The sequence below is a fragment of the Pseudarthrobacter sp. NPDC058119 genome, assembly GCF_042884655.1.
GTDB lineage: Bacteria > Actinomycetota > Actinomycetes > Actinomycetales > Micrococcaceae > Arthrobacter.
In genome coordinates this window covers 168713-185239 of record NZ_JBHVTN010000006.1, presented here as the reverse complement: position 1 = coordinate 185239, position 16527 = coordinate 168713, and the positions used below count along the sequence as shown (strand labels likewise).

The following is a 16527-nucleotide window of genomic DNA, read 5'->3' as shown; positions in this document are numbered from 1 at the left end:
CACCTCTTCAGGCGACGCTAGCCCTGGCCTCCCGGCGTGCCTTCCGCCGGCACGGCCACTGTCGAATGCTCAGCCTGCGCGGCCCGGTGCGGGTTGCCCGCTTCTTTCGCGCAATGGAGGCAGCAGTAGATACCTGCCTGGCTTTCCACGGGATGGCCCAGGATCCGGCAACCGCAGTGCTCGCATGCCGGAGCCATCATGTGGATGGCGCATTCGAAGCTGTCGAACGTGCCGGTCTGGTTTCCCATACTGAGGGTGAACATGCGGCCTTCGCTGCTGCCGCAGACATCACATGCGCCCATGGTCCCTGCCTCCTGTCGTGCCCGCGTTCTCCAGACACTCAAGTTGACTTCCCGGGAGGGTCCGCCGCCTAGGGGCGAAGGTCCCCCGGCTCTGGATGTGGCGGAGGTTGCGTTCGGGCGAGTCCATGAACCGCCGCCAGCCGTCGAATGGGGTAAGTGTGCAGGTGCACGGCCCCATTCCCGCAGCAAAAAATCTACGGATTGCCCCATCCACCCGCGCCCCCGTTCCGAACCAAAGTCGTAGGAGTACAACCAGGGTTAGGACGGACGATGGATGCCGTTGACCAGCAGGCCCTTACCGGTGCTGTCATCAAGGAGCACCGGCTGGACCTGGCACAGCTGTGGCTGGAGTTCGTCGGCTTGGGCGGCGACGCTTCGGAACAGCTCATCCGCGACTACTGCGCCGGCCGGGGCTCCCTTTCGCCGAAGGAGCGGGACGCCCTGGCGCTGGCCGTCAATGAACACTGCGCCGCCGAAGGCCTGCCCCTCCGCGCCCCGCTCAGCAGCTATGCCCTGTTCCGCCTCCAGCCGGGACCCCACGATCCGGAACGGAAGGGTCCCTACTCGTCGAAGTAGGTAAAGGTCTCCCCCGAACCTGCCACCGACGCCACCACGGCTGCGGCAACATCACGGAGTTTCATGTTCCGGGTGCTGGATGCATCCCTGAGCAGTTTGAAGGCAGCCTCTTGGCTGCAGCGGTTTTGGGCCATGATCGCCCCGGTGGCCAGGTCAATCACTGTGCGGGTCCGCATGGCGGCCGTCATGCCGTCCCTGGTTTCCTCGAGTTTGAGCATGCGGAGGGCAAGCTTCAGGCCCTTGGAGGCCTGCCGGACGAAGGTCTCCGCAACGTCCAGCCTGCTGGCGCCGGGGTCGACAGGCTGCAAACAGTAGAACGTCAGCACGCCCTGCGCGTCCCCCTCCAGCTCCGTGGGGATGCTCAACACGGAATGGAACCCCTGCTGCAGAACAGCCTGGACATATTCCGGCCACCGCCGCTCCAGCCGCAGGTCGGGCACCAAAACCGTGGCGGCGGTCCGTATGGCCGTCAGGCCCGGACCGTCCCCGTGCTTGAACTCCAGCTTGTTCATCACATTGACGGCGGGGTTGCTGCAGGCCGTGGTCACGGGCTTCTTGGGCCGCAGCACCGTGATTTCACAGCAACACCCGGGATCCGGGCTGCCGAGGCGGGCCACAGCATAGGCCGCGAGATCCTGCAGGATCGCCCCGACCTCGGGGGTATGGAGAAACGAGTCCTGAAGGTGCAGGGCAACATCAGCAAAATTTTCGGCACCAGAGACGTCGGCGTTGGGCACGCGTCTTTCCTCCCGGACAGTTATGAAGAGCCACAGCATCGTGGCCGCCCACTGCCGGACGGTGATGCCAGCCTACCTGTGCGGACGCCGTAACCTGACAACCATGACGCGTCTCTCCACCCCTGCCGGTTCCATCCTCGGCAGCTCCCTCGAAGCTGAAGGGACCACCATCCACCGGTTCCTTGGCATCCCCTACGCTGCGCCGCCGTCGGGCGCCAACCGCTTCCGCGCTCCGGTACCGTCAGCCCGGTGGGGAGGCGTCCTGGACTGCACTGCCGCCGGCCCTGCGGCACCCCAGAACCTGGAGAACCCCGCCCCGCCGGGCGCCACGCCGCGCACCTGGAGCGAGGACGGCTGCCTCAACCTGAACATCTGGGCCCCGCCGGCAGACGGATCGGCCAGGCCGGTGATGGTGTGGATCCACGGCGGCGCATACCTTCTGGGGGCCAACAGTGATGCCATGTACGACGGCGCCCGGCTCGCCGCCGTGGCAGGCGTGGTGCTCGTGTCCATCAACTACCGCTTGGGCGCCCTGGGCTTCCTGCAAGTGGCAGACCTGCTCGGTCCAGGGTACGAGGACTCATCCAACGTCGCCCTGCTGGACCAGCTGGAAGCCTTGCGCTGGGTCCGCCGGAACATAGGTGCATTCGGCGGCGACCCGGAAAACGTCACTGTCTTCGGCGAATCGGCAGGCGCCGCAGCCATCGGCACCCTGCTGGGCATGCCGGCGTCGGAAGGGCTCTTCCGCCGCGCCATCATGCAGAGCGGCACCGCGGAACGGTACCGCGGGCCGGAAGAATCGGCCCGCATCAGCGCGGAATTCCTGGAGCTGTGCGGCCTGGACCGCGCCTCCGCCAGAGAGCTGCTCACACTTCCCGTGGGGCGGCTGCTGCAGGCCCAGGCCGCCCTGGAAAAGCGGCTCGCGGCGAAGACTTACGCCGTCCCGCTGCCATTCCAGCCGACCGCGGGGACACCCTCGCTGCCGCTGCCGCCGCTGGACAGTATCCGCCACGGACTCAACAGCGGGGTGGACCTGCTGGCAGGGACGAACCTCAACGAGGGCTCCTTCGCCGTCGAAATGCGCCCCCCTGCCCCGGAGGACCCTGGGTATCCCGACCGCGCCGCCGCCGTCCTAGCAGCCGCGCGGGTGGCGTCCACCCAGGCGCCGGGCTACACCGAAGCGCTGGCCCGGGTACTGTCCCGGGAGCCGGCCGGCAAGGAACTCCTTGAAGCCGCCATCGCCGATTCCGTCTACCGTCAGCCCAGCAACCGTCTTCTGGCGGCACGAGGCGGCGCGGCCGGGAGGAACTTCTCCTACCTGTTCACCTGGCGCAGCCCGGCCATGGGCGGAAAGCTGGGCGCCTGCCACGCCCTGGAGATCCCGTTCGTCTTCCGGCACCTGGACGCACCGGAGGCTGCTTTCCTCACCCGGGGCAAGGCACCGCAGTCCCTCAGCGACACCATGAGCGGGGCCTGGGCAGCCTTCGCGCACACGGGAAGCCCGGCCACCGCCGGGCTGGGGTGGCCGGAATACGGGGACGCGCGCAGGACCATGGTGTTCGACGACGGCGTCCGGGTTGAGGACGATCCGCGCGGTGGGATCCGGGAGTTCTTTGCAGGCGTCAGGCCGCTGCCAGCGAATTAAGCGTGTCCCGGATCCCGTCCAACGCGGGATCACGCAGCGAATTGAAGGCAGGCTTCAGCAGCGGCTGGATGATCTTGGCCGGCCCGTGGATGCTGAACTCGGCCGTGTACGTCACCACGGAGCCGCTCCCGCTGGGCCTGACGTCGATGGAATCGAACGAGGTGACAGTCTTGTTCTCGCCGCGCAGCTTGATGTGGTTGTCCGTGAGCTCAACGACCTCGTAGACCAGCGTCTGGCGCTTTCCGCGGAACTCGGACTCGGCGTGGTATTTGTGGCCCATGGCAACAGGCCCCGGGGTGATCTTGTCCATCACGGGGGTGTTGGGATCCCACTTGGTGGTGTTTTCGAACTCACTCATGAAGGCAAAAGCCTTCTCCGCGGACAGGTTGGTTTCCACACTTCCGGTGACTGTGATCATCACCCCAGTGTAGGAGCACCGCGCAGCGGGGCGGCAGCTGTGTTGCCGAACAGCCGCTGCCCCGCGCCGGGACGCGCCGGGACGCGCCTTAGCAGCCTTCGAAGTCTGTGAGGACCTTGACCTTGCCCGCGGAGGCCGACGACGGATCGAAGGTGTATCCGATCCATTCCTTTGCCAGGCGGCGGGCGAGTTCGATCCCCACCACGCGCTGGCCCATGGTGAGGACCTGGCAGTCGTTGGACAGGATGGAGCGCTCAACGGAGAAGGAGTCGTGCGCTGCGGTGGCGCGGATGCCTTCCACCTTGTTCGCGGCGATGGCCACGCCGATGCCCGTGCCGCAGAAGAGAATGGCCCGGTCGGCCCGGCCGTCGCGGATCATCTCGCCGGCCGCGATGCCCACGTAAGGGTAGGGCCTGGTGAAGTCGTCGGCGGCGTCGGTCCGGTTGACGCCGATGTCGACCACCTCGCTGACGCGGGGGTCCTCGCGGAGATCCGCCAGGACCTTGTCCTTGTAGTCAACGCCGGCTTCGTCCGCGCCGACAATGAGCCGCAGCCCCATGGTGTGTCCTTCCATCGTCATTACTTGGCTCCTGCCGGCGCAGCGCCGGCGGTGCTGGTCGTGAAATGCGGTCCCATTACGGCAAACACCATGGCAAGGGACGTGGCGCCGGGATCGGCGGTGCCCAGGCTCTTCTCGGCCAGCGGGCGGGCGCGGCCCTTCAGGGGCAGCAGGTCTGCCGTGGCCTCCGCCGCGGAAGCAGCTTCGCGGGCAGCGTCCTGCCATGCGCGGTCCGGCCCGGTCCCGGCAGCCACCGCGCGGCTGAACGAGGAAGCGAACGGCAGCAGGGCATCAACCATGGTCTTGTCACCGATTTCGGCCTTGCCCAGCTGGACGATGCGGTCCGCGAACGCCGTCACCCCCGCCGCGAGGATCCCGGCCGCGGGTGCGGCGGAATTGCCTACCGCCTCGCCGAAGGCGCGCAGGCCCGCGCCCCAGAGGACGCCGGAGGTTCCGCCGGCCTTGTCTGCCCAGGCGTCACCGGCAGCAGCGAGGACATCACCCGCACCGGCGCCCTGGCCGTGCGCATCGGCGGCTGCCTCGGCTGCTGCGTCCACCCCGCGGACCATGCCGCGGCCATGGTCGCCATCACCGGCAATGGCGTCCATCCGGCCCAGCCGTTCCTCGGCGTCGTGCAGTGAAGCCTGGGCGGCCGCAATGGCCGCAACGCACGCGGCAGCGTACTTCCGGGAGGCGTCGGTGGCGACGAACGCCGCAGCCTCCGTGCCGCCGTCGGACGCTTCTTCCCCGGCCGAAGTCCCCGTCTGGGCGGACACGGCACCGCGGCGGTAGGCCGGCGTCTCGGCGGGGGCCGTCCAGAGCTGCTCCAGCTCCTCGTCGAGCCAGGTGATGGTCAGCGAGACGCCGGCCATGTCCAGGCTGGTGACCAGTTCGCCCACCTCGGGCATCACCAGGGTGTAGCCTGCGGCGCGCAGCAGCGGGGCCACCGTTCCCCAGAGCACGAAGAGCTCCTCGTGCTTGGTGGCGCCGAGCCCGTTGAGGATGACCGCGATCCGCTTGCCGGTGCCGGCGGGGGTCTCGGAGAGCACCCGGCCCACGAGTTCCTGGCCCAGTTCCCTGGCTGAGGGCAGGTCCGTGTCGTGCAGGCCCGGCTCACCGTGGATGCCAAGGCCCAGTCCCATCTGCCCTTCGGGGAGGGTGAACAGCGGGGCGTCGGCGCCCGGGAAGGTGCAGCCGGCGAACGCGCTGCCGATGGTTCGGGTCAGGTCGTTGGCCTTGCGGCCCAGGCGGACCACCTCGGCGAGGTTGTCGCCGCGCTCCGCGGCAGCACCCATCACCTTGAACACGGTGAAGTCACCGGCGATGCCGCGGCGCTTGGCGGATTCCGACGGCGGGGCGCTGGCAATGTCGTCAGTCACCAGGACGTTCTCAACGGCGATGCCCTCGGCGGCAAGGCGTTCGCTGGCCATTCCGAAGTTCATCACGTCGCCGGCGTAGTTGCCGTAGGTGAACACGACGCCGGCGCCGGATTCGGCGGCCTTGGCCACCGAGTAGGCCTGCTGGGCGGACGGTGAGGTGAAGATGTTGCCCACCACCGCGCCGTCGGCGAAGCCGGTGCCGATCAGCCCGGCGAAGGCGGGGTAGTGGCCGGAGCCGCCGCCGGTCAGGACGGCGACTTTGGGCCGGGCCGGCCGGTAGCGGCGGACGGCGCCGCCGGGGACCTGGCGGACCAGGTCCGAGTGGACGTCGCAGAAGCCTGCCAGGGCCTCCTCGGCGAACTCTGAGGGGTCGTTGAAGATTTTGGTCATGGTGGGTTCTCCGGCGTCCGGGTGCTGTCAGTGGGTGCTAGTGGATGTGGCTGCCGCCGTTGATGTCGACGGTGGTGCCGGTGAGGTAGGCCGAGTCCTCGGAGGACAGGAAGGCGATCACGGCGGCCACTTCCTCGGTGGTGGCGTTGCGGCCCAGCGGGATACCGGCGTTGATGGCCGCTTCCTGCTCTTCGGTGCTGCCCACGCGGATGTTGGTGTCCACGGCGCCGGGGGTGATGGCGTTGACGGTGACGCCGGTGGTGCCGAGCTCGCGGGCCAGGGCCTTGGTGAAGCCCAGGATGGCTGCCTTGGCGGCGGAGTAGGGGACCTTACCGAAGACGCCGCCGCCGCGCTGGGCGGACACGGAGGACATGTTGACGATCCTGCCCCAGCCGTTCTCGATCATGTCCGGCAGGAATGCCTTGGTCACCAGGTAGGTGCCGGTGGCGTTGACGTCCATCACCTTGTGCCACAGCTCAAGGGTGGTTTCCAGGAACGGGATCGGCGAGGTGATGCCGGCGATGTTGGCCAGGGCACCGACGGGCGGCAGGTTGCCGGCGGCCACTTCGGCGGCAACGGCTGCCTGGGCGGCAGTCACGGAGGCCTCGTTGGCGACGTCGATCTCGTGGCCGAAGGCGGGGACGTTGAATTCGTTGCCGATTTCGGCGGCGACCTTGGCCGACTTCTCGCCGTCGAGGTCCAGGATGACGATGCCCCAGCCGTCACGGGCGTAGCGGCGGGCGGTGGTGAGGCCGATGCCGCGGTCCGAGGTGGCTCCGGTGAGGACGGCGGTGCGCTGGATGGTGGTCATGGTGGTGCTCCTTGAATTGTTTTATTGGATCGATTGCTCCGTAAGTGTCGTTTTGGACGTTCAAAACGGCATCTGCTCAGCAGTCGATGGAGGGGGTGGGGTCAGATGAGGTCGGTGATGAAGCTTGCTGCCTTGGCGGCGGCGGCCGGGCGTTCGTCGTGGGTGATGTCCCGGGTTTCCAGCTCGAGCGAGAAGTGGCCCGGGTACCCGGCGGCGGCGAGCCTTTTCAGGCCGCCGGCGAAGTCCGCCTGGCCGTTGCCGATGCTGAGGTTGATGTTCCCCGGCACGGCGTCGCGCAGGTGGACATGGCTGATGCGGCCCTGGTGGACGTCCAGGTATTCCTGGATGTCCTCGCCGGACGCCACAATGTGACTGAAGTCCATGACGATTCCGACGCCGGAACCGGCGAGGCGCTCGGCCAGCAGGCCCGCGCGCTCCAGGTTCCAGCAGAACCGCAGGAAGTGCAGGGACTCGGTCCAAAGTTCGACGCCGAACTCGGCCGCCCGCTGTCCGGCACCGATGAGCTGGGCTGCGATGAGGTCCAGGTCCTCGCGTTCGCTGCGCACCGGTTCGTGTTTGAGGGCGCCGCAGGGCAAGACCAGCGCTTTCGCGCCGGTATTGGCGGTGAGGGTGAGCAGGGCGTCAAGGTGGCGCTGCCTCGCAGCCCGGCCCTCGGCGTCGAGCACCTTGTTAAGGTCCCCCACGTCGCCGTTCACGGAGCGGACCCGCAGGCCGGACGCGTTGACCTCGGCGGAGACAGTGTCCACCGCGGCAGCGTTCAGCTCGTAGGGCACGTGGTCGCAAACGCCTGGGAGGGCGCCCAGGTCGATCTCTTCGAAGCCCAGTTCCTTCATGGTGCGCAGGGCCGTACCGAGGTCCTGGTGCCGGAAGCTGATGGATGAGCACCCAAGTCTGGAGTGGAACATCATTGATCCTTTGGTTCGTGCCGGGCTGTAGTGATGGGGACCACAATACGTTCGTTAACTGTCAACAGTCAACTCTAAAAGTCGACTGTTGACAGTAATGATGATGTGGGTCACACTAGTGTCCATCAATTGTTAACAGTCGACAGCGGCGGAACTCCTCCGGCCGCTTTTCGAAAGGGAACCACCATGAGCAAAGATGCTCTGACCATGCGCGGGCCGGTCCACGGCACCAAGGACGCCCGGCGAGTTGCCATCGGATCCGGCGTGGGGGCCGTCATCGAGACATATGACTTCATCGGCTTCGGCACCGCTGCCGCACTGTACTTCGGCACTGCATTCTTCCCGGGCAGCGATCCCGTAACGGGCACCCTCGCTTCCTTCGCCACCTTGGGCGTCGGCTTCGCAGCCCGCCCCCTCGGCGGCATTATCGGCGGCCACCTCGGTGACAAGGTGGGCCGCAAGCCGGTCCTGGTCGCCTCCCTCATCCTGATGGGCCTGGCCACCTTCGCCATTGGCCTGCTCCCCACCTACGCCGCGGTGGGGCTGCTGGCCCCGGCACTGCTGGTCTTCGTCCGCATCGTCCAGGGCCTCGCCTTTGGCGCGGAGTGGGGCGGCGCCATCCTGATGAGCTACGAGCACGCCCCCTGGAAGGCCAAAGGCAAGTACACCGGCATCGTCCAGGCAGGGTTCCCGGTTGGCCTGCTGCTGGCCAACCTGACCTTCCTGTTCAGCGTGCAGCTCGGCGGCGAGCTCGCCTGGCGCATCCCGTTCCTGGCAAGCATCCTGTTGGTCATCGTGGGCCTGGTCATCCGCTCCAAGGTCCCGGAATCCCCGGTCTTCGACGAGGTCAAGGACAGCGGCGCCATTGTGAAGGCCCCCATCGTGGAGGTCATCAAGACGGACTGGCGCAACATCATCAAGGGCATCGGCCTCCGCATCGCCGAGACCGCCGGCTACGCCGTATCCATCACCTACATGATTTCCTACATCAACAGCCAGCACCTGGCGGATAAGAGCCAGACGCTGATCGCACTCTGCATCGCCTCGGCCATCGGCATCTTCGCCACCCAGGCCTGGGCCGCGCTGACGGACCGCATTGGCCGCCGCCCGCTTTACGTCTGGTCCACTGCTTTCGCGGCCCTGTTCGCGATCCCCATGTTCCTGCTGGTCAACACCGGCCTGTTCATCGCCATTATCCTCACCATCGTGATCTCCTACGCGGTCTGCCAGAACTCCCTGGCCGGCGCACAGGGTGCCTGGTTCCCGGAACTCTTCCAGGCCAAGACCCGCGCTTCCGGCGCCAGCCTGGCTTACCAGATCTCAGCCATGGTGTCCGGCTTCACCCCCTTCATCACCACCTTGCTGTTCGTCAGCTTCGGCTGGATGGGCCCGGCACTGCTCTTCGGCGCCTACGCGCTGATCGGCCTCTGGGCCGCCGTCGCCACCCGGGAAACCTGGGGCAAGCGGGAGCGCGAACTGGCTGACGAGGCCACCAAAAGCACCCCGAACACCGTCAACGCCTGAATGACTGCCACGTACGCAACGAACACGGAGCCAGTAATGCCTACAGATACCGTCCAGGACAAGGCACTGCAGACCGCAGTGACGCCCGAACGGCTGGAGAAGATCAGTGCCGCCGCGTACCGGATCCGGCACCACGCCCTGAACATGGGCGAGGTGCAGGGCCAGGGCTACGTGGGCCAGGCTTTGGGTGCCGCGGACATGCTCGCCACGGTCTACGGTGACCAGCTCCGGTACCGTGCCGAGGACCCGCACTGGGAAGCCCGGGACCGGTTCCTGCTCTCCACCGGCCACTACGCGATCGGCCATTACGCGGCCCTGGCCGAGGCCGGGATCGTCCCGGTGGAGGAACTGGAAACCTATGGCTCGGATGATTCGCGGCTGCCGATGTCCGGGATGTCCACCTACACCCCCGGGATGGAAATCTCCGGCGGCTCGTTGGGACACGGCCTGACCATCGCCGTGGGCATGGCCCTGGGCCTGCGCTACCAGGGCTCGTCCGCCCGCGTGTTCAACTTCCTCTCCGACGGCGAACTGGACGAGGGCTCCACCTGGGAGGCCGCCATGGGCGCACACCACCACCAGCTGGGCAACCTGACCGCCATGGTGGACATCAACGCCCTGCAGGCCGACGGCAAGACCGACACCGTGCTGCGCACCGAACCGGTGACCGAGAAGTGGGAATCGTTTGGCTGGTACACCCAGCGCGTGGACGGGAACGACGTGGCCGCGCTGCTGGCAGCGTTCGACAACGCAGCCGCCCAGGCCGCCACCGTAGGACGCCCCTCCGTGATCCTGTGCGACACCAAGGTGGGCCGCGGCGTACCGCTGCTGGAAAACCGCGAAAAGGCGCACTTTATGCGCATCGAAGAGAACGAATGGCAGATCTGCCGCGAGCAGCTCACCGCCGGCTACGAAGGAAAGGCTTCAGCATGAGCACCACCACCGAGGCCCCCGACACCGCGGCAGCCGCTGCAGCTCCCGCCAAGCCGAAACTGAAAACGTCGGCGATGATCGCATCGTTCGCCGACCCGGGCCAGAAAACCTCCAACGCACCGTTCGGGCACGCGCTGGTCAAAGCCGCACAGGAAAACGACAAGATCGTGGGCCTGACCGCGGACCTGGGCAAGTACACGGACATGCACATCTTCGCCCAGGCCTTCCCGGAGCGCTTCTTCCAGATGGGCATGGCCGAGCAGCTGCTCTTCGGCGCCGCCGCCGGCCTGGCCGAGTCCGGGCTGGTGCCGTTCGCGTCCACCTACTCGGTGTTCGCCGCGCGCCGCGCCTACGACTTCCTCTGCCTGGACGCGGCCGAACCGAACCTGAACGTCAACATCGTGGGCGGCCTGCCCGGCCTGACCACCGGGTACGGCCCCAGCCACCAGGCCACCGAGGACATGGCGATCTTCCGCGGGATGCCCAACCTGACCATCGTTGACCCCTGCGACTCGATCGACATCGAACAGGCCGTCCCGCAGCTCGCCGCCTCGGCGGGACCCACCTACCTGCGGCTGCTGCGCGGCAACGTGCCCACCGTCCTGGACGAGTACGACTACACGTTCGAGCTCGGCAAGGCCAAGGTCCTGCGCGGCGGCAACGATGTCGTCTTCATCTCCTCCGGCCTGATGACCATGCGCGCCCTGCAGGCAGCCAAGGCCCTGGCGGCACACAACGTGGACGTCGCCGTCGTGCACACCCCCACCATCAAGCCGTTCGACGCCGAGACGGTCCTGAAGGAAATCAACACGGACCGCCTCGCCGTCACCCTGGAGAACCACTCCGTGGTGGGCGGCCTGTTCGAAACGGTCGCCTCCGCGACCGTCACCGCCGGCGTTGGCAAGCGCGTGGTGCCCATCGGACTGCCGGACCAGTTCCTCGACGCCGGCGCCCTGCCCACCCTGCACGACCGGTACGGGCTCTCGGTGGACCGCATCGTGGCCAAGGTCCTCGCCGAACTCGGCTAGGAGCAGGCGACATGCAGGAAGCACGGCCCCGGCCCCCAGCCGGTGCCGTGCTTTCTGCCGTAATATCGAACCCACTACCGACTGTAAACAGTCGACTTATGACAATGAGGACAGAAGCCATGGCCGGACTGACCGCCCCGCTGCTGGGACTGGAAAAGAAAAGCCTGCGCGAGCAGGCACTCTCGGCGCTGCGCACCGCCATCACCAGCGGTGAACTGGAACCTGGCCGGCATCTGGTGGAAACCGAGTTGTCCGAAATGCTTCAGATCAGCCGCGGCACGCTCCGCGAAGCCCTCCGCCAGCTGGAACAGGAGGGGCTGCTGTCCGCCGGCCCCCGCGGACGCCTGTCCGTCCGCCACCTGGACGGCAAGGAAATCCGGGACATCTACGCCGTCCGCGCCGCGCTCGAATCGCTGGCAGCCCGGACCCTGTGTGAACTGCCGGACCGGCAGCACGTCACCGAATCGCTGCACAAAGCCATCGACGTCATGGCTGAAGGGGCGTCCGGATCCCTGGAGGACCGGATCGAATCCGATCTCGAGTTCCACCGGACCCTGTGCCGGCTCACCGGCAACGAAACACTGCTGCATTCCTGGGAATCGCTGGAAGGCTCCATCCGGATGTCCATCATGTTCGCCGGCCTGGAGAAGGGCGTCAGCAACATGAGCGTGGACCGGCACCGCGACATCGTCTCCGCCATCGACACCGGCGATGCCGCCCTGGCCCGGAAAACCATCCTGGAGCACATGGACACCGCCGCCGCCAACCTGGTGGCGTAGCCCCCCCCTCGCAGCCCTGCCCCGGGAATCCCTGCGCCCTCCCGGCCGTTAACCTACTGCGCGGTAAATAGCCGCGGTGGTAACGAGGGATGGTATGACCGCGAAGTTTGTGTCAGTAGAGGACGACGCCGGAAAGGTCACCCGGTACAGCCGCCACGACAACGGGGGCGGCCTCATCGCGCCGGGAGCTAGCGTTGCGGACAGCGCCCGGATTGGCCCCATGACCTATGTGGAACACGGCGCGCACGTGGGTTCGGGCTGCCGGATTGGCCACGGCAGCTGGATTGACCGCGGCGCCACGATCGGTGACCGGACGGTCATCGGCGACGGCGTGCGAATCGGCCGCGGCACAGTGATCGGGAATCGCGTCCACATTGGCAGCCACTCGCGCATCGGTTCCAGCGTCCTGATTGAGCACGGCGTGCACCTGGATTCGGACAGCACCGTGCCGGACGGCAGCGAGGTCCTCACGGGCGCCCACTCGCGCCTGGCACCGGCAAGGCACCGGACACACCGCAAGGCGAAGGGCGGGCTGGCCGCCTAGGGCTAGTTGCGGCGGTGCTTCGCAGCCAGTGCTGCGGCACCCCACACGGCCAGCAGCAGCGCCACGAGCAGCAGGCCGGCCTCGCCCAGGTCGATCGCACCGAGCCATTCCGTGACCGGGTCGTCCAGGGCGAAGGCGGCATGAATAAAGCCACCCAACGTGATGACCGCGATGAACAGGGCCGAGACGGCCGAAATGCCCGTCACCAGGGCGTTGAACCCCAACGTCCGCCGCGGATCCTCCAGCGCCGAGCGGTACATCCGCGTCATTGCCACGCCGTTTAGTGAATCGCAGAGCGTCATCGCTGCGGTAAACGCCAGCGGCAGCGCGAGCAGGGCGAACGGCGGCACCCCGGCCAGGGACGCCGCCGTCGTCATCATAAGGAGCCCGATGGTGGTGGCGGTATCGAAGCCGAGTCCGAACAGGAACCCGATCACGTAGATGTTCCGCGGGCGCCGCACCTTGGACAGCGGCCGGTTGAGGAGCCGTGCCACCAGGCCCTGCGGTTCGAGCTCGCGGGGATCGACGGCGGAGCCGTTCCGGGCGCGGCGGTAGGCCCGGGCCGAGCGGGCGAACGCCGAGCCGTTGAAAAGTCCCATGGCCAGCAGGAACAGGCCCGAAACACCGCTGCCGATGAGCCCGAGCACCACGTTCCCGGTTGTGCCGTCCTGCATGACATCGCCCACCAGCGCGGCGCCCGCAATCACCAGCACGCCGGCCAGCGTGACCACTGAGCTGTGGCCCAGGCTGAAGGCGAAGCCCACGCTCACCGGGTCCTGGCGCTGGGCCACGAATTTGCGGGTGGAGTTGTCGATCGCGGCCAGGTGGTCCCAGTCGTAGCTGTGTTTCACGCCGGCCAGGTAGGCGGTGGCCACGAGGCCCCAGGACAGCACCTGCGCACCTGTCCCTCCCGTGTGCCCGGCGAGGACAAGCACGACGGCGGCAGCATGCAGGGCGGCAACGGCACCGAAGATGAAGAGCAGCCGGGTCCGGAGCGGCAGAGATTCCCGGTCCCGGTAGAGGGCGGTGATGGCGGTCAATGCCGTCATCAGTGTTTCCTTAGGTTCAGCGGCCCCTGCCCGTGCCAGCGTTCCCGCAGGAGGCCGGCGCAGGCTGTGAGCAGTCGGTTCAGTTCCCCGGTGCTGCTGGCCAGGGACCGCAGGACCAGCCCGGTGGTTCCCTGCACCGTGCGCGTCAGCGTGACCCCGGTCCGGGCCTGGTGCGTCTGTGCCAGCGAGCGCAGGTCGTGGGCGAGCGCCTGGTCCACGCGGGAGTCCACCGCAACGAGGGAGCCCAGGTGGCTGAAGCCCTCCATGAAGCCAAGTCCCGTCACGTCGTTGTGGGGTGGCCGGATGAGCAGGTTGTCCAGCGCCAGCAGTTCGGTGCCGGCTTCAGTTTCCACGCGGATCTCGTTCCGCAGCCGGATTTCCTCGTACCGGAACGCGGAGCCGTCCGGCGACCACCCGGGCGTCACCACTTCGGTCATGACCAGGGTCGACGACGGCCGCAGCGTCACGGACGTCCGTTGCCGGTAGCTGGCTTCCCGGTAGGCGATGAGCTGGTCCGGCATCAGCTCCAGCCGCGCCCCCTCCCCCAGCCGCACAGTCATCCGCTGCTCAGCAAAAGAGCGCGGAGTCCGATAGACCTTCGTGGCGGACTGGGTGGTCAGGAGCAGGTCAGCCCCATCCTCCACCTCCAGGTCAATGACAAAAAGATCCGCCCCAAGATAAGCCCCACCAGGATTCACCACGACATAACAAACCTGCCCGGAGTCATCCAGGTAATGCGGGCGGAGAACCCTCAAGGCACCACGATGGTACTGATGCGACGCAACCGAGCGCTGCCCACGCAAGGCGACCCGAAGCTCAAGTTCCCCCATTGGGGGCCGATCAGCGGACGCGGGTGGAAGGGGCCGCGGCGTGGCGGGCACCGCGGAGCGGGCACGGCCCCTTCCACCCGCGGGCGCAGGCCCCGGCGAGATGCCTGCTTGAGGTGACCCAACCGCCGTCGTGCTCACGAGGCCAGGTCGAGCATCAGGACGTCGTGCCTGATCCATTCGATGACCTTCTCCAGGCCTTCGTCGGTCTTGAGGTTGGTGAAGCAGAAGGGTTTGTTGCCGCGGAACTCTTTGGAATCCCGCTCCATGACGGACAGGTCAGCGCCGACGTGCGGGGCGAGGTCGGTTTTGTTGATGATGAAGAGGTCGGACTTGATCATGCCCTGGCCTGCCTTGCGGGGGATCTTTTCGCCCTGGGCAACGTCGATGATGTAGATGGAGAAGTCGACCAGTTCGGGGCTGAAGGTGGCGGAGAGGTTGTCGCCGCCGGATTCGACGAAGATGACCTGCAGGTCGGGGTGCCGGGCTTTGAGTTCCTCGATGGCGGCGGTGTTCATGGAGGTGTCTTCGCGGATGGCGGTGTGCGGGCAGCCGCCGGTTTCGACGCCGATGATCCGGTCCACGGGCAGGATGCCGTTGGCGGCGAGGATTTTGGCGTCCTCGATGGTGTAGATGTCGTTGGTGATGGCGGCCATGGAGATGTCGCCGCTCATGTGCCGGGTGAGCCGTTCCACGAGCTGGGTTTTGCCGGCGCCGACGGGCCCGCCGATGCCGATTTTGATGGGTTCAGTCATGGTGTTCCTCCTGTGAAGCGGTATGCACGGTTAGCTCATGAACATCCGGGCACGTTGGCGTTCGTGCCGCATTTGCGAGATTTCCAGTCCGGGGCTGACGGCACCGAGGTCGTCCGGCGTGAGGTGCGTGATGGCGTCGATGGCGGCAGCGACGTCGTCGTGCGCTTTCCGCAGCACCCGCTGCCCGGCGTTCTGGCCGAGCGGGATGGCGCGGACGGCGTTCTGCGTGAGGGACGTGACGGTGGCGAAGAGGTAGGCGGCCAGCGCCTCCTGCTGCGGCACACCCAGGGAGCGGGCGACGACGGCGAACGCCAGCGGCTGGTGCCCCGCGGCCCGGCCGGTGCTCACCATGTCCCGGTACAGTTCCAGCGCAGGCGAAGGAAACACCTCAGCCCCAATCTCAAGAAGACGACCACCCATCTTGAGGCTGGCCTCCCGAACCTGCCGAGGCAGAAGCGAAGCAGAGAGCAACGAATCCAGCTCCCCCAGATCAACCCCCTCATACAGCAGCCGAACAGCCAACCCATCCGAATAAGCAAGCGACTGGCCAATAAAAGCAGAGAGCCACACCCCAAAAGACCCCTCATCACGAACCACACCGGCGTCGACATAGGTCTCAAACCCGAGTGAGTGAGCAAAAGCCCCAGTAGGAAGCGCAGAGTCGACCAACTGCTGAAGAGCAAGCTGGTAACTCATGACCCGGCTCCCACGGCGACGTGTAAGGCGAACTCAGCGGAGGCGGGTGATAGGGGCCGCGGCGTGGCGGGCACCGCGAAGCGGGCACGGCCCCTATCACCCGCCGAAGCCCCCGCGCCATCCCCAGCCGAACGAGCCGCAGGCGAGGGACTAGTGCGAATGTTCAGCATGGCGGAAAGGCACAGGCATGACGCGTTCCTGGCGGGTAAAGGGCACGCCAGCGTGGTTGAGGTAGTCCTCGACGGTGTGGTCGTAGGCGCACACCATGACGGCCGCCCCGTACTCGCTGTCGGCGTCGAAGAATTGGGCCTGGAGGTGCCGGTTGCCGAGGGAGTGTGCGGTGACGCCCATTTCATGGATGGTGCGGGGTGCGATGACCAGGACGTCGGTGGGCAGGACGGAGACCACGATCATGTTGGTGTCGGCGACGTGGAGGATGTCGCCGTCGCGGAGGTCTCCGGAGCCTGAGGGCAGCCGGATGCCGATCTCGTTGCCGTGGTCCGTCGTCGCCCGCTGGATGCGTTTGACCAATTGGGCGCTGGGCAGGACGACTTTCTCGCGGTGCAGCCCGGTATAGACCGCGAGGTCGGTGCCCGGCAGGTCGTGAAGGTTGCCGAGGACTCGTTCGATGATCACGTGGTTGCTTTCT

19 protein-coding genes are annotated in these 16527 nt (G+C 67.0%); 7 read left to right on the top strand and 12 right to left on the bottom strand.

Annotation, left to right across the window (positions count from 1 at the left end):
- Positions 1-17: 17 nt before the first annotated feature.
- Entirely contained in the window at positions 18-302 is a 285-nt protein-coding gene (locus tag ACFVTD_RS14300) for a hypothetical protein (RefSeq protein WP_387564127.1), read from the bottom strand.
- 270 nt (positions 303-572) lie between these two features.
- Here ACFVTD_RS14300 and ACFVTD_RS14295 point away from each other — a divergent pair, with 270 nt between their 5' ends.
- Positions 573-878, top strand: coding sequence for a hypothetical protein (locus ACFVTD_RS14295; RefSeq protein ID WP_387564124.1), 306 nt, complete (start codon positions 573-575; stop codon positions 876-878).
- Here the strand turns inward: ACFVTD_RS14295 and ACFVTD_RS14290 are convergent.
- On the bottom strand, positions 863-1615 hold the full coding sequence (locus ACFVTD_RS14290; protein WP_387564121.1) for an ANTAR domain-containing protein: 753 nt from the start codon (positions 1613-1615) through the stop codon (positions 863-865). The two genes, ACFVTD_RS14295 and ACFVTD_RS14290, sit on opposite strands and share 16 nt — an antisense overlap.
- Positions 1616-1718: 103 nt before the next feature.
- Here ACFVTD_RS14290 and ACFVTD_RS14285 point away from each other — a divergent pair, with 103 nt between their 5' ends.
- A complete protein-coding gene (locus ACFVTD_RS14285) occupies positions 1719-3260 on the top strand; it encodes a carboxylesterase/lipase family protein (RefSeq protein ID WP_387564118.1) in 1542 nt (513 codons plus the stop codon).
- On the opposite strand, the gene ACFVTD_RS14280 is transcribed toward ACFVTD_RS14285, so the two are convergent.
- The 5 genes from ACFVTD_RS14280 to ACFVTD_RS14260 all read right to left on the bottom strand — a co-directional run bounded on the left by ACFVTD_RS14280 (position 3238) and on the right by ACFVTD_RS14260 (position 7743).
- On the bottom strand, positions 3238-3678 hold the full coding sequence (locus ACFVTD_RS14280) for an SRPBCC family protein (RefSeq protein WP_387564115.1): 441 nt from the start codon (positions 3676-3678) through the stop codon (positions 3238-3240). The two genes, ACFVTD_RS14285 and ACFVTD_RS14280, sit on opposite strands and share 23 nt — an antisense overlap.
- Before the next feature lie 88 nt (positions 3679-3766).
- Positions 3767-4258 carry an RpiB/LacA/LacB family sugar-phosphate isomerase gene (locus ACFVTD_RS14275; protein ID WP_387564112.1) on the bottom strand — a complete coding sequence of 164 codons (492 nt, stop codon included), beginning with the start codon at positions 4256-4258 and terminating at the stop codon, positions 3767-3769.
- Entirely contained in the window at positions 4258-6006 is a 1749-nt protein-coding gene (locus ACFVTD_RS14270) for a dihydroxyacetone kinase family protein (RefSeq protein ID WP_387564109.1), read from the bottom strand. The genes ACFVTD_RS14275 and ACFVTD_RS14270 overlap by 1 nt, the downstream gene beginning before the upstream one ends.
- A 37-nt stretch (positions 6007-6043) precedes the next feature.
- On the bottom strand, positions 6044-6817 hold the full coding sequence (locus ACFVTD_RS14265; RefSeq protein ID WP_387564105.1) for an SDR family NAD(P)-dependent oxidoreductase: 774 nt from the start codon (positions 6815-6817) through the stop codon (positions 6044-6046).
- Positions 6818-6918: 101 nt separating this feature from the next.
- Positions 6919-7743: a sugar phosphate isomerase/epimerase family protein gene (locus ACFVTD_RS14260; RefSeq protein WP_387564102.1), complete on the bottom strand. Its 825-nt coding sequence runs from the start codon at positions 7741-7743 to the stop codon at positions 6919-6921.
- A gap of 186 nt (positions 7744-7929) precedes the next feature.
- Here ACFVTD_RS14260 and ACFVTD_RS14255 point away from each other — a divergent pair, with 186 nt between their 5' ends.
- The 5 genes from ACFVTD_RS14255 (at position 7930) to ACFVTD_RS14235 (ending at position 12551) form a co-directional block, all read left to right on the top strand.
- The gene (locus ACFVTD_RS14255; RefSeq protein WP_387564099.1) at positions 7930-9267 is read left to right on the top strand and encodes an MFS transporter; all 1338 of its coding nucleotides are present in this window, start codon (positions 7930-7932) and stop codon (positions 9265-9267) included.
- Between the two features lie 36 nt (positions 9268-9303).
- Complete coding sequence (locus ACFVTD_RS14250; RefSeq protein ID WP_387564096.1) at positions 9304-10200, top strand: transketolase; 897 nt, start codon at positions 9304-9306, stop codon at positions 10198-10200.
- Positions 10197-11228, top strand: coding sequence for a transketolase family protein (locus ACFVTD_RS14245; protein ID WP_387564093.1), 1032 nt, complete (start codon positions 10197-10199; stop codon positions 11226-11228). The genes ACFVTD_RS14250 and ACFVTD_RS14245 overlap by 4 nt, the downstream gene beginning before the upstream one ends.
- 119 nt (positions 11229-11347) lie before the next feature.
- Positions 11348-12007, top strand: a complete 660-nt coding sequence (locus ACFVTD_RS14240; RefSeq protein ID WP_387564393.1) for a GntR family transcriptional regulator — start codon at positions 11348-11350, stop codon at positions 12005-12007.
- A gap of 94 nt (positions 12008-12101) precedes the next feature.
- On the top strand, positions 12102-12551 hold the full coding sequence (locus ACFVTD_RS14235; protein ID WP_387564090.1) for a DapH/DapD/GlmU-related protein: 450 nt from the start codon (positions 12102-12104) through the stop codon (positions 12549-12551).
- Positions 12552-12553: 2 nt separating this feature from the next.
- Here the strand turns inward: ACFVTD_RS14235 and ACFVTD_RS14230 are convergent, their stop codons facing one another.
- The 5 genes from ACFVTD_RS14230 to ureE all read right to left on the bottom strand — a co-directional run bounded on the left by ACFVTD_RS14230 (position 12554) and on the right by ureE (position 16514).
- The gene (locus ACFVTD_RS14230) at positions 12554-13600 is read right to left on the bottom strand and encodes a HoxN/HupN/NixA family nickel/cobalt transporter (protein ID WP_387564087.1); all 1047 of its coding nucleotides are present in this window, start codon (positions 13598-13600) and stop codon (positions 12554-12556) included.
- The gene (locus ACFVTD_RS14225) at positions 13600-14430 is read right to left on the bottom strand and encodes an urease accessory protein UreD (protein ID WP_387564084.1); all 831 of its coding nucleotides are present in this window, start codon (positions 14428-14430) and stop codon (positions 13600-13602) included. The genes ACFVTD_RS14230 and ACFVTD_RS14225 overlap by 1 nt, the downstream gene beginning before the upstream one ends.
- Before the next feature lie 134 nt (positions 14431-14564).
- A complete protein-coding gene (ureG, locus tag ACFVTD_RS14220; protein ID WP_387564081.1) occupies positions 14565-15182 on the bottom strand; it encodes an urease accessory protein UreG in 618 nt (205 codons plus the stop codon).
- Positions 15183-15212: 30 nt separating this feature from the next.
- Positions 15213-15878, bottom strand: coding sequence for an urease accessory protein UreF (locus ACFVTD_RS14215; RefSeq protein ID WP_387564078.1), 666 nt, complete (start codon positions 15876-15878; stop codon positions 15213-15215).
- A gap of 150 nt (positions 15879-16028) precedes the next feature.
- Positions 16029-16514 (bottom strand): urease accessory protein UreE, encoded by a 486-nt coding sequence (ureE, locus tag ACFVTD_RS14210; protein WP_387564075.1) that lies wholly within the window; start codon positions 16512-16514, stop codon positions 16029-16031.
- Positions 16515-16527 lie beyond the last annotated feature (13 nt).

What these genes read in the sequence shown, in the direction of transcription:
- ACFVTD_RS14255 (WP_387564099.1), top strand. Translation starts at nt 7,930, where the DNA reads ATGAGCAAAGATGCTCTGACCATGCGCGGGCCGGTCCACGGCACCAAG.
- ureG (WP_387564081.1), bottom strand. Translation starts at nt 15,182, where the DNA reads ATGACTGAACCCATCAAAATCGGCATCGGCGGGCCCGTCGGCGCCGGC.
- ACFVTD_RS14280 (WP_387564115.1), bottom strand. Translation starts at nt 3,678, where the DNA reads ATGATCACAGTCACCGGAAGTGTGGAAACCAACCTGTCCGCGGAGAAG.
- ACFVTD_RS14270 (WP_387564109.1), bottom strand. Translation starts at nt 6,006, where the DNA reads ATGACCAAAATCTTCAACGACCCCTCAGAGTTCGCCGAGGAGGCCCTG.
- ACFVTD_RS14275 (WP_387564112.1), bottom strand. Translation starts at nt 4,258, where the DNA reads ATGACGATGGAAGGACACACCATGGGGCTGCGGCTCATTGTCGGCGCG.
- ACFVTD_RS14245 (WP_387564093.1), top strand. Translation starts at nt 10,197, where the DNA reads ATGAGCACCACCACCGAGGCCCCCGACACCGCGGCAGCCGCTGCAGCT.
- ACFVTD_RS14285 (WP_387564118.1), top strand. Translation starts at nt 1,719, where the DNA reads ATGACGCGTCTCTCCACCCCTGCCGGTTCCATCCTCGGCAGCTCCCTC.
- ACFVTD_RS14265 (WP_387564105.1), bottom strand. Translation starts at nt 6,817, where the DNA reads ATGACCACCATCCAGCGCACCGCCGTCCTCACCGGAGCCACCTCGGAC.
- ACFVTD_RS14240 (WP_387564393.1), top strand. Translation starts at nt 11,348, where the DNA reads ATGGCCGGACTGACCGCCCCGCTGCTGGGACTGGAAAAGAAAAGCCTG.
- ACFVTD_RS14295 (WP_387564124.1), top strand. Translation starts at nt 573, where the DNA reads ATGGATGCCGTTGACCAGCAGGCCCTTACCGGTGCTGTCATCAAGGAG.
- ACFVTD_RS14215 (WP_387564078.1), bottom strand. Translation starts at nt 15,878, where the DNA reads ATGAGTTACCAGCTTGCTCTTCAGCAGTTGGTCGACTCTGCGCTTCCT.
- ACFVTD_RS14300 (WP_387564127.1), bottom strand. Translation starts at nt 302, where the DNA reads ATGGGCGCATGTGATGTCTGCGGCAGCAGCGAAGGCCGCATGTTCACC.
- ACFVTD_RS14260 (WP_387564102.1), bottom strand. Translation starts at nt 7,743, where the DNA reads ATGTTCCACTCCAGACTTGGGTGCTCATCCATCAGCTTCCGGCACCAG.
- ACFVTD_RS14225 (WP_387564084.1), bottom strand. Translation starts at nt 14,430, where the DNA reads ATGGGGGAACTTGAGCTTCGGGTCGCCTTGCGTGGGCAGCGCTCGGTT.
- ACFVTD_RS14230 (WP_387564087.1), bottom strand. Translation starts at nt 13,600, where the DNA reads ATGACGGCATTGACCGCCATCACCGCCCTCTACCGGGACCGGGAATCT.
- ACFVTD_RS14250 (WP_387564096.1), top strand. Translation starts at nt 9,304, where the DNA reads ATGCCTACAGATACCGTCCAGGACAAGGCACTGCAGACCGCAGTGACG.
- ACFVTD_RS14235 (WP_387564090.1), top strand. Translation starts at nt 12,102, where the DNA reads ATGACCGCGAAGTTTGTGTCAGTAGAGGACGACGCCGGAAAGGTCACC.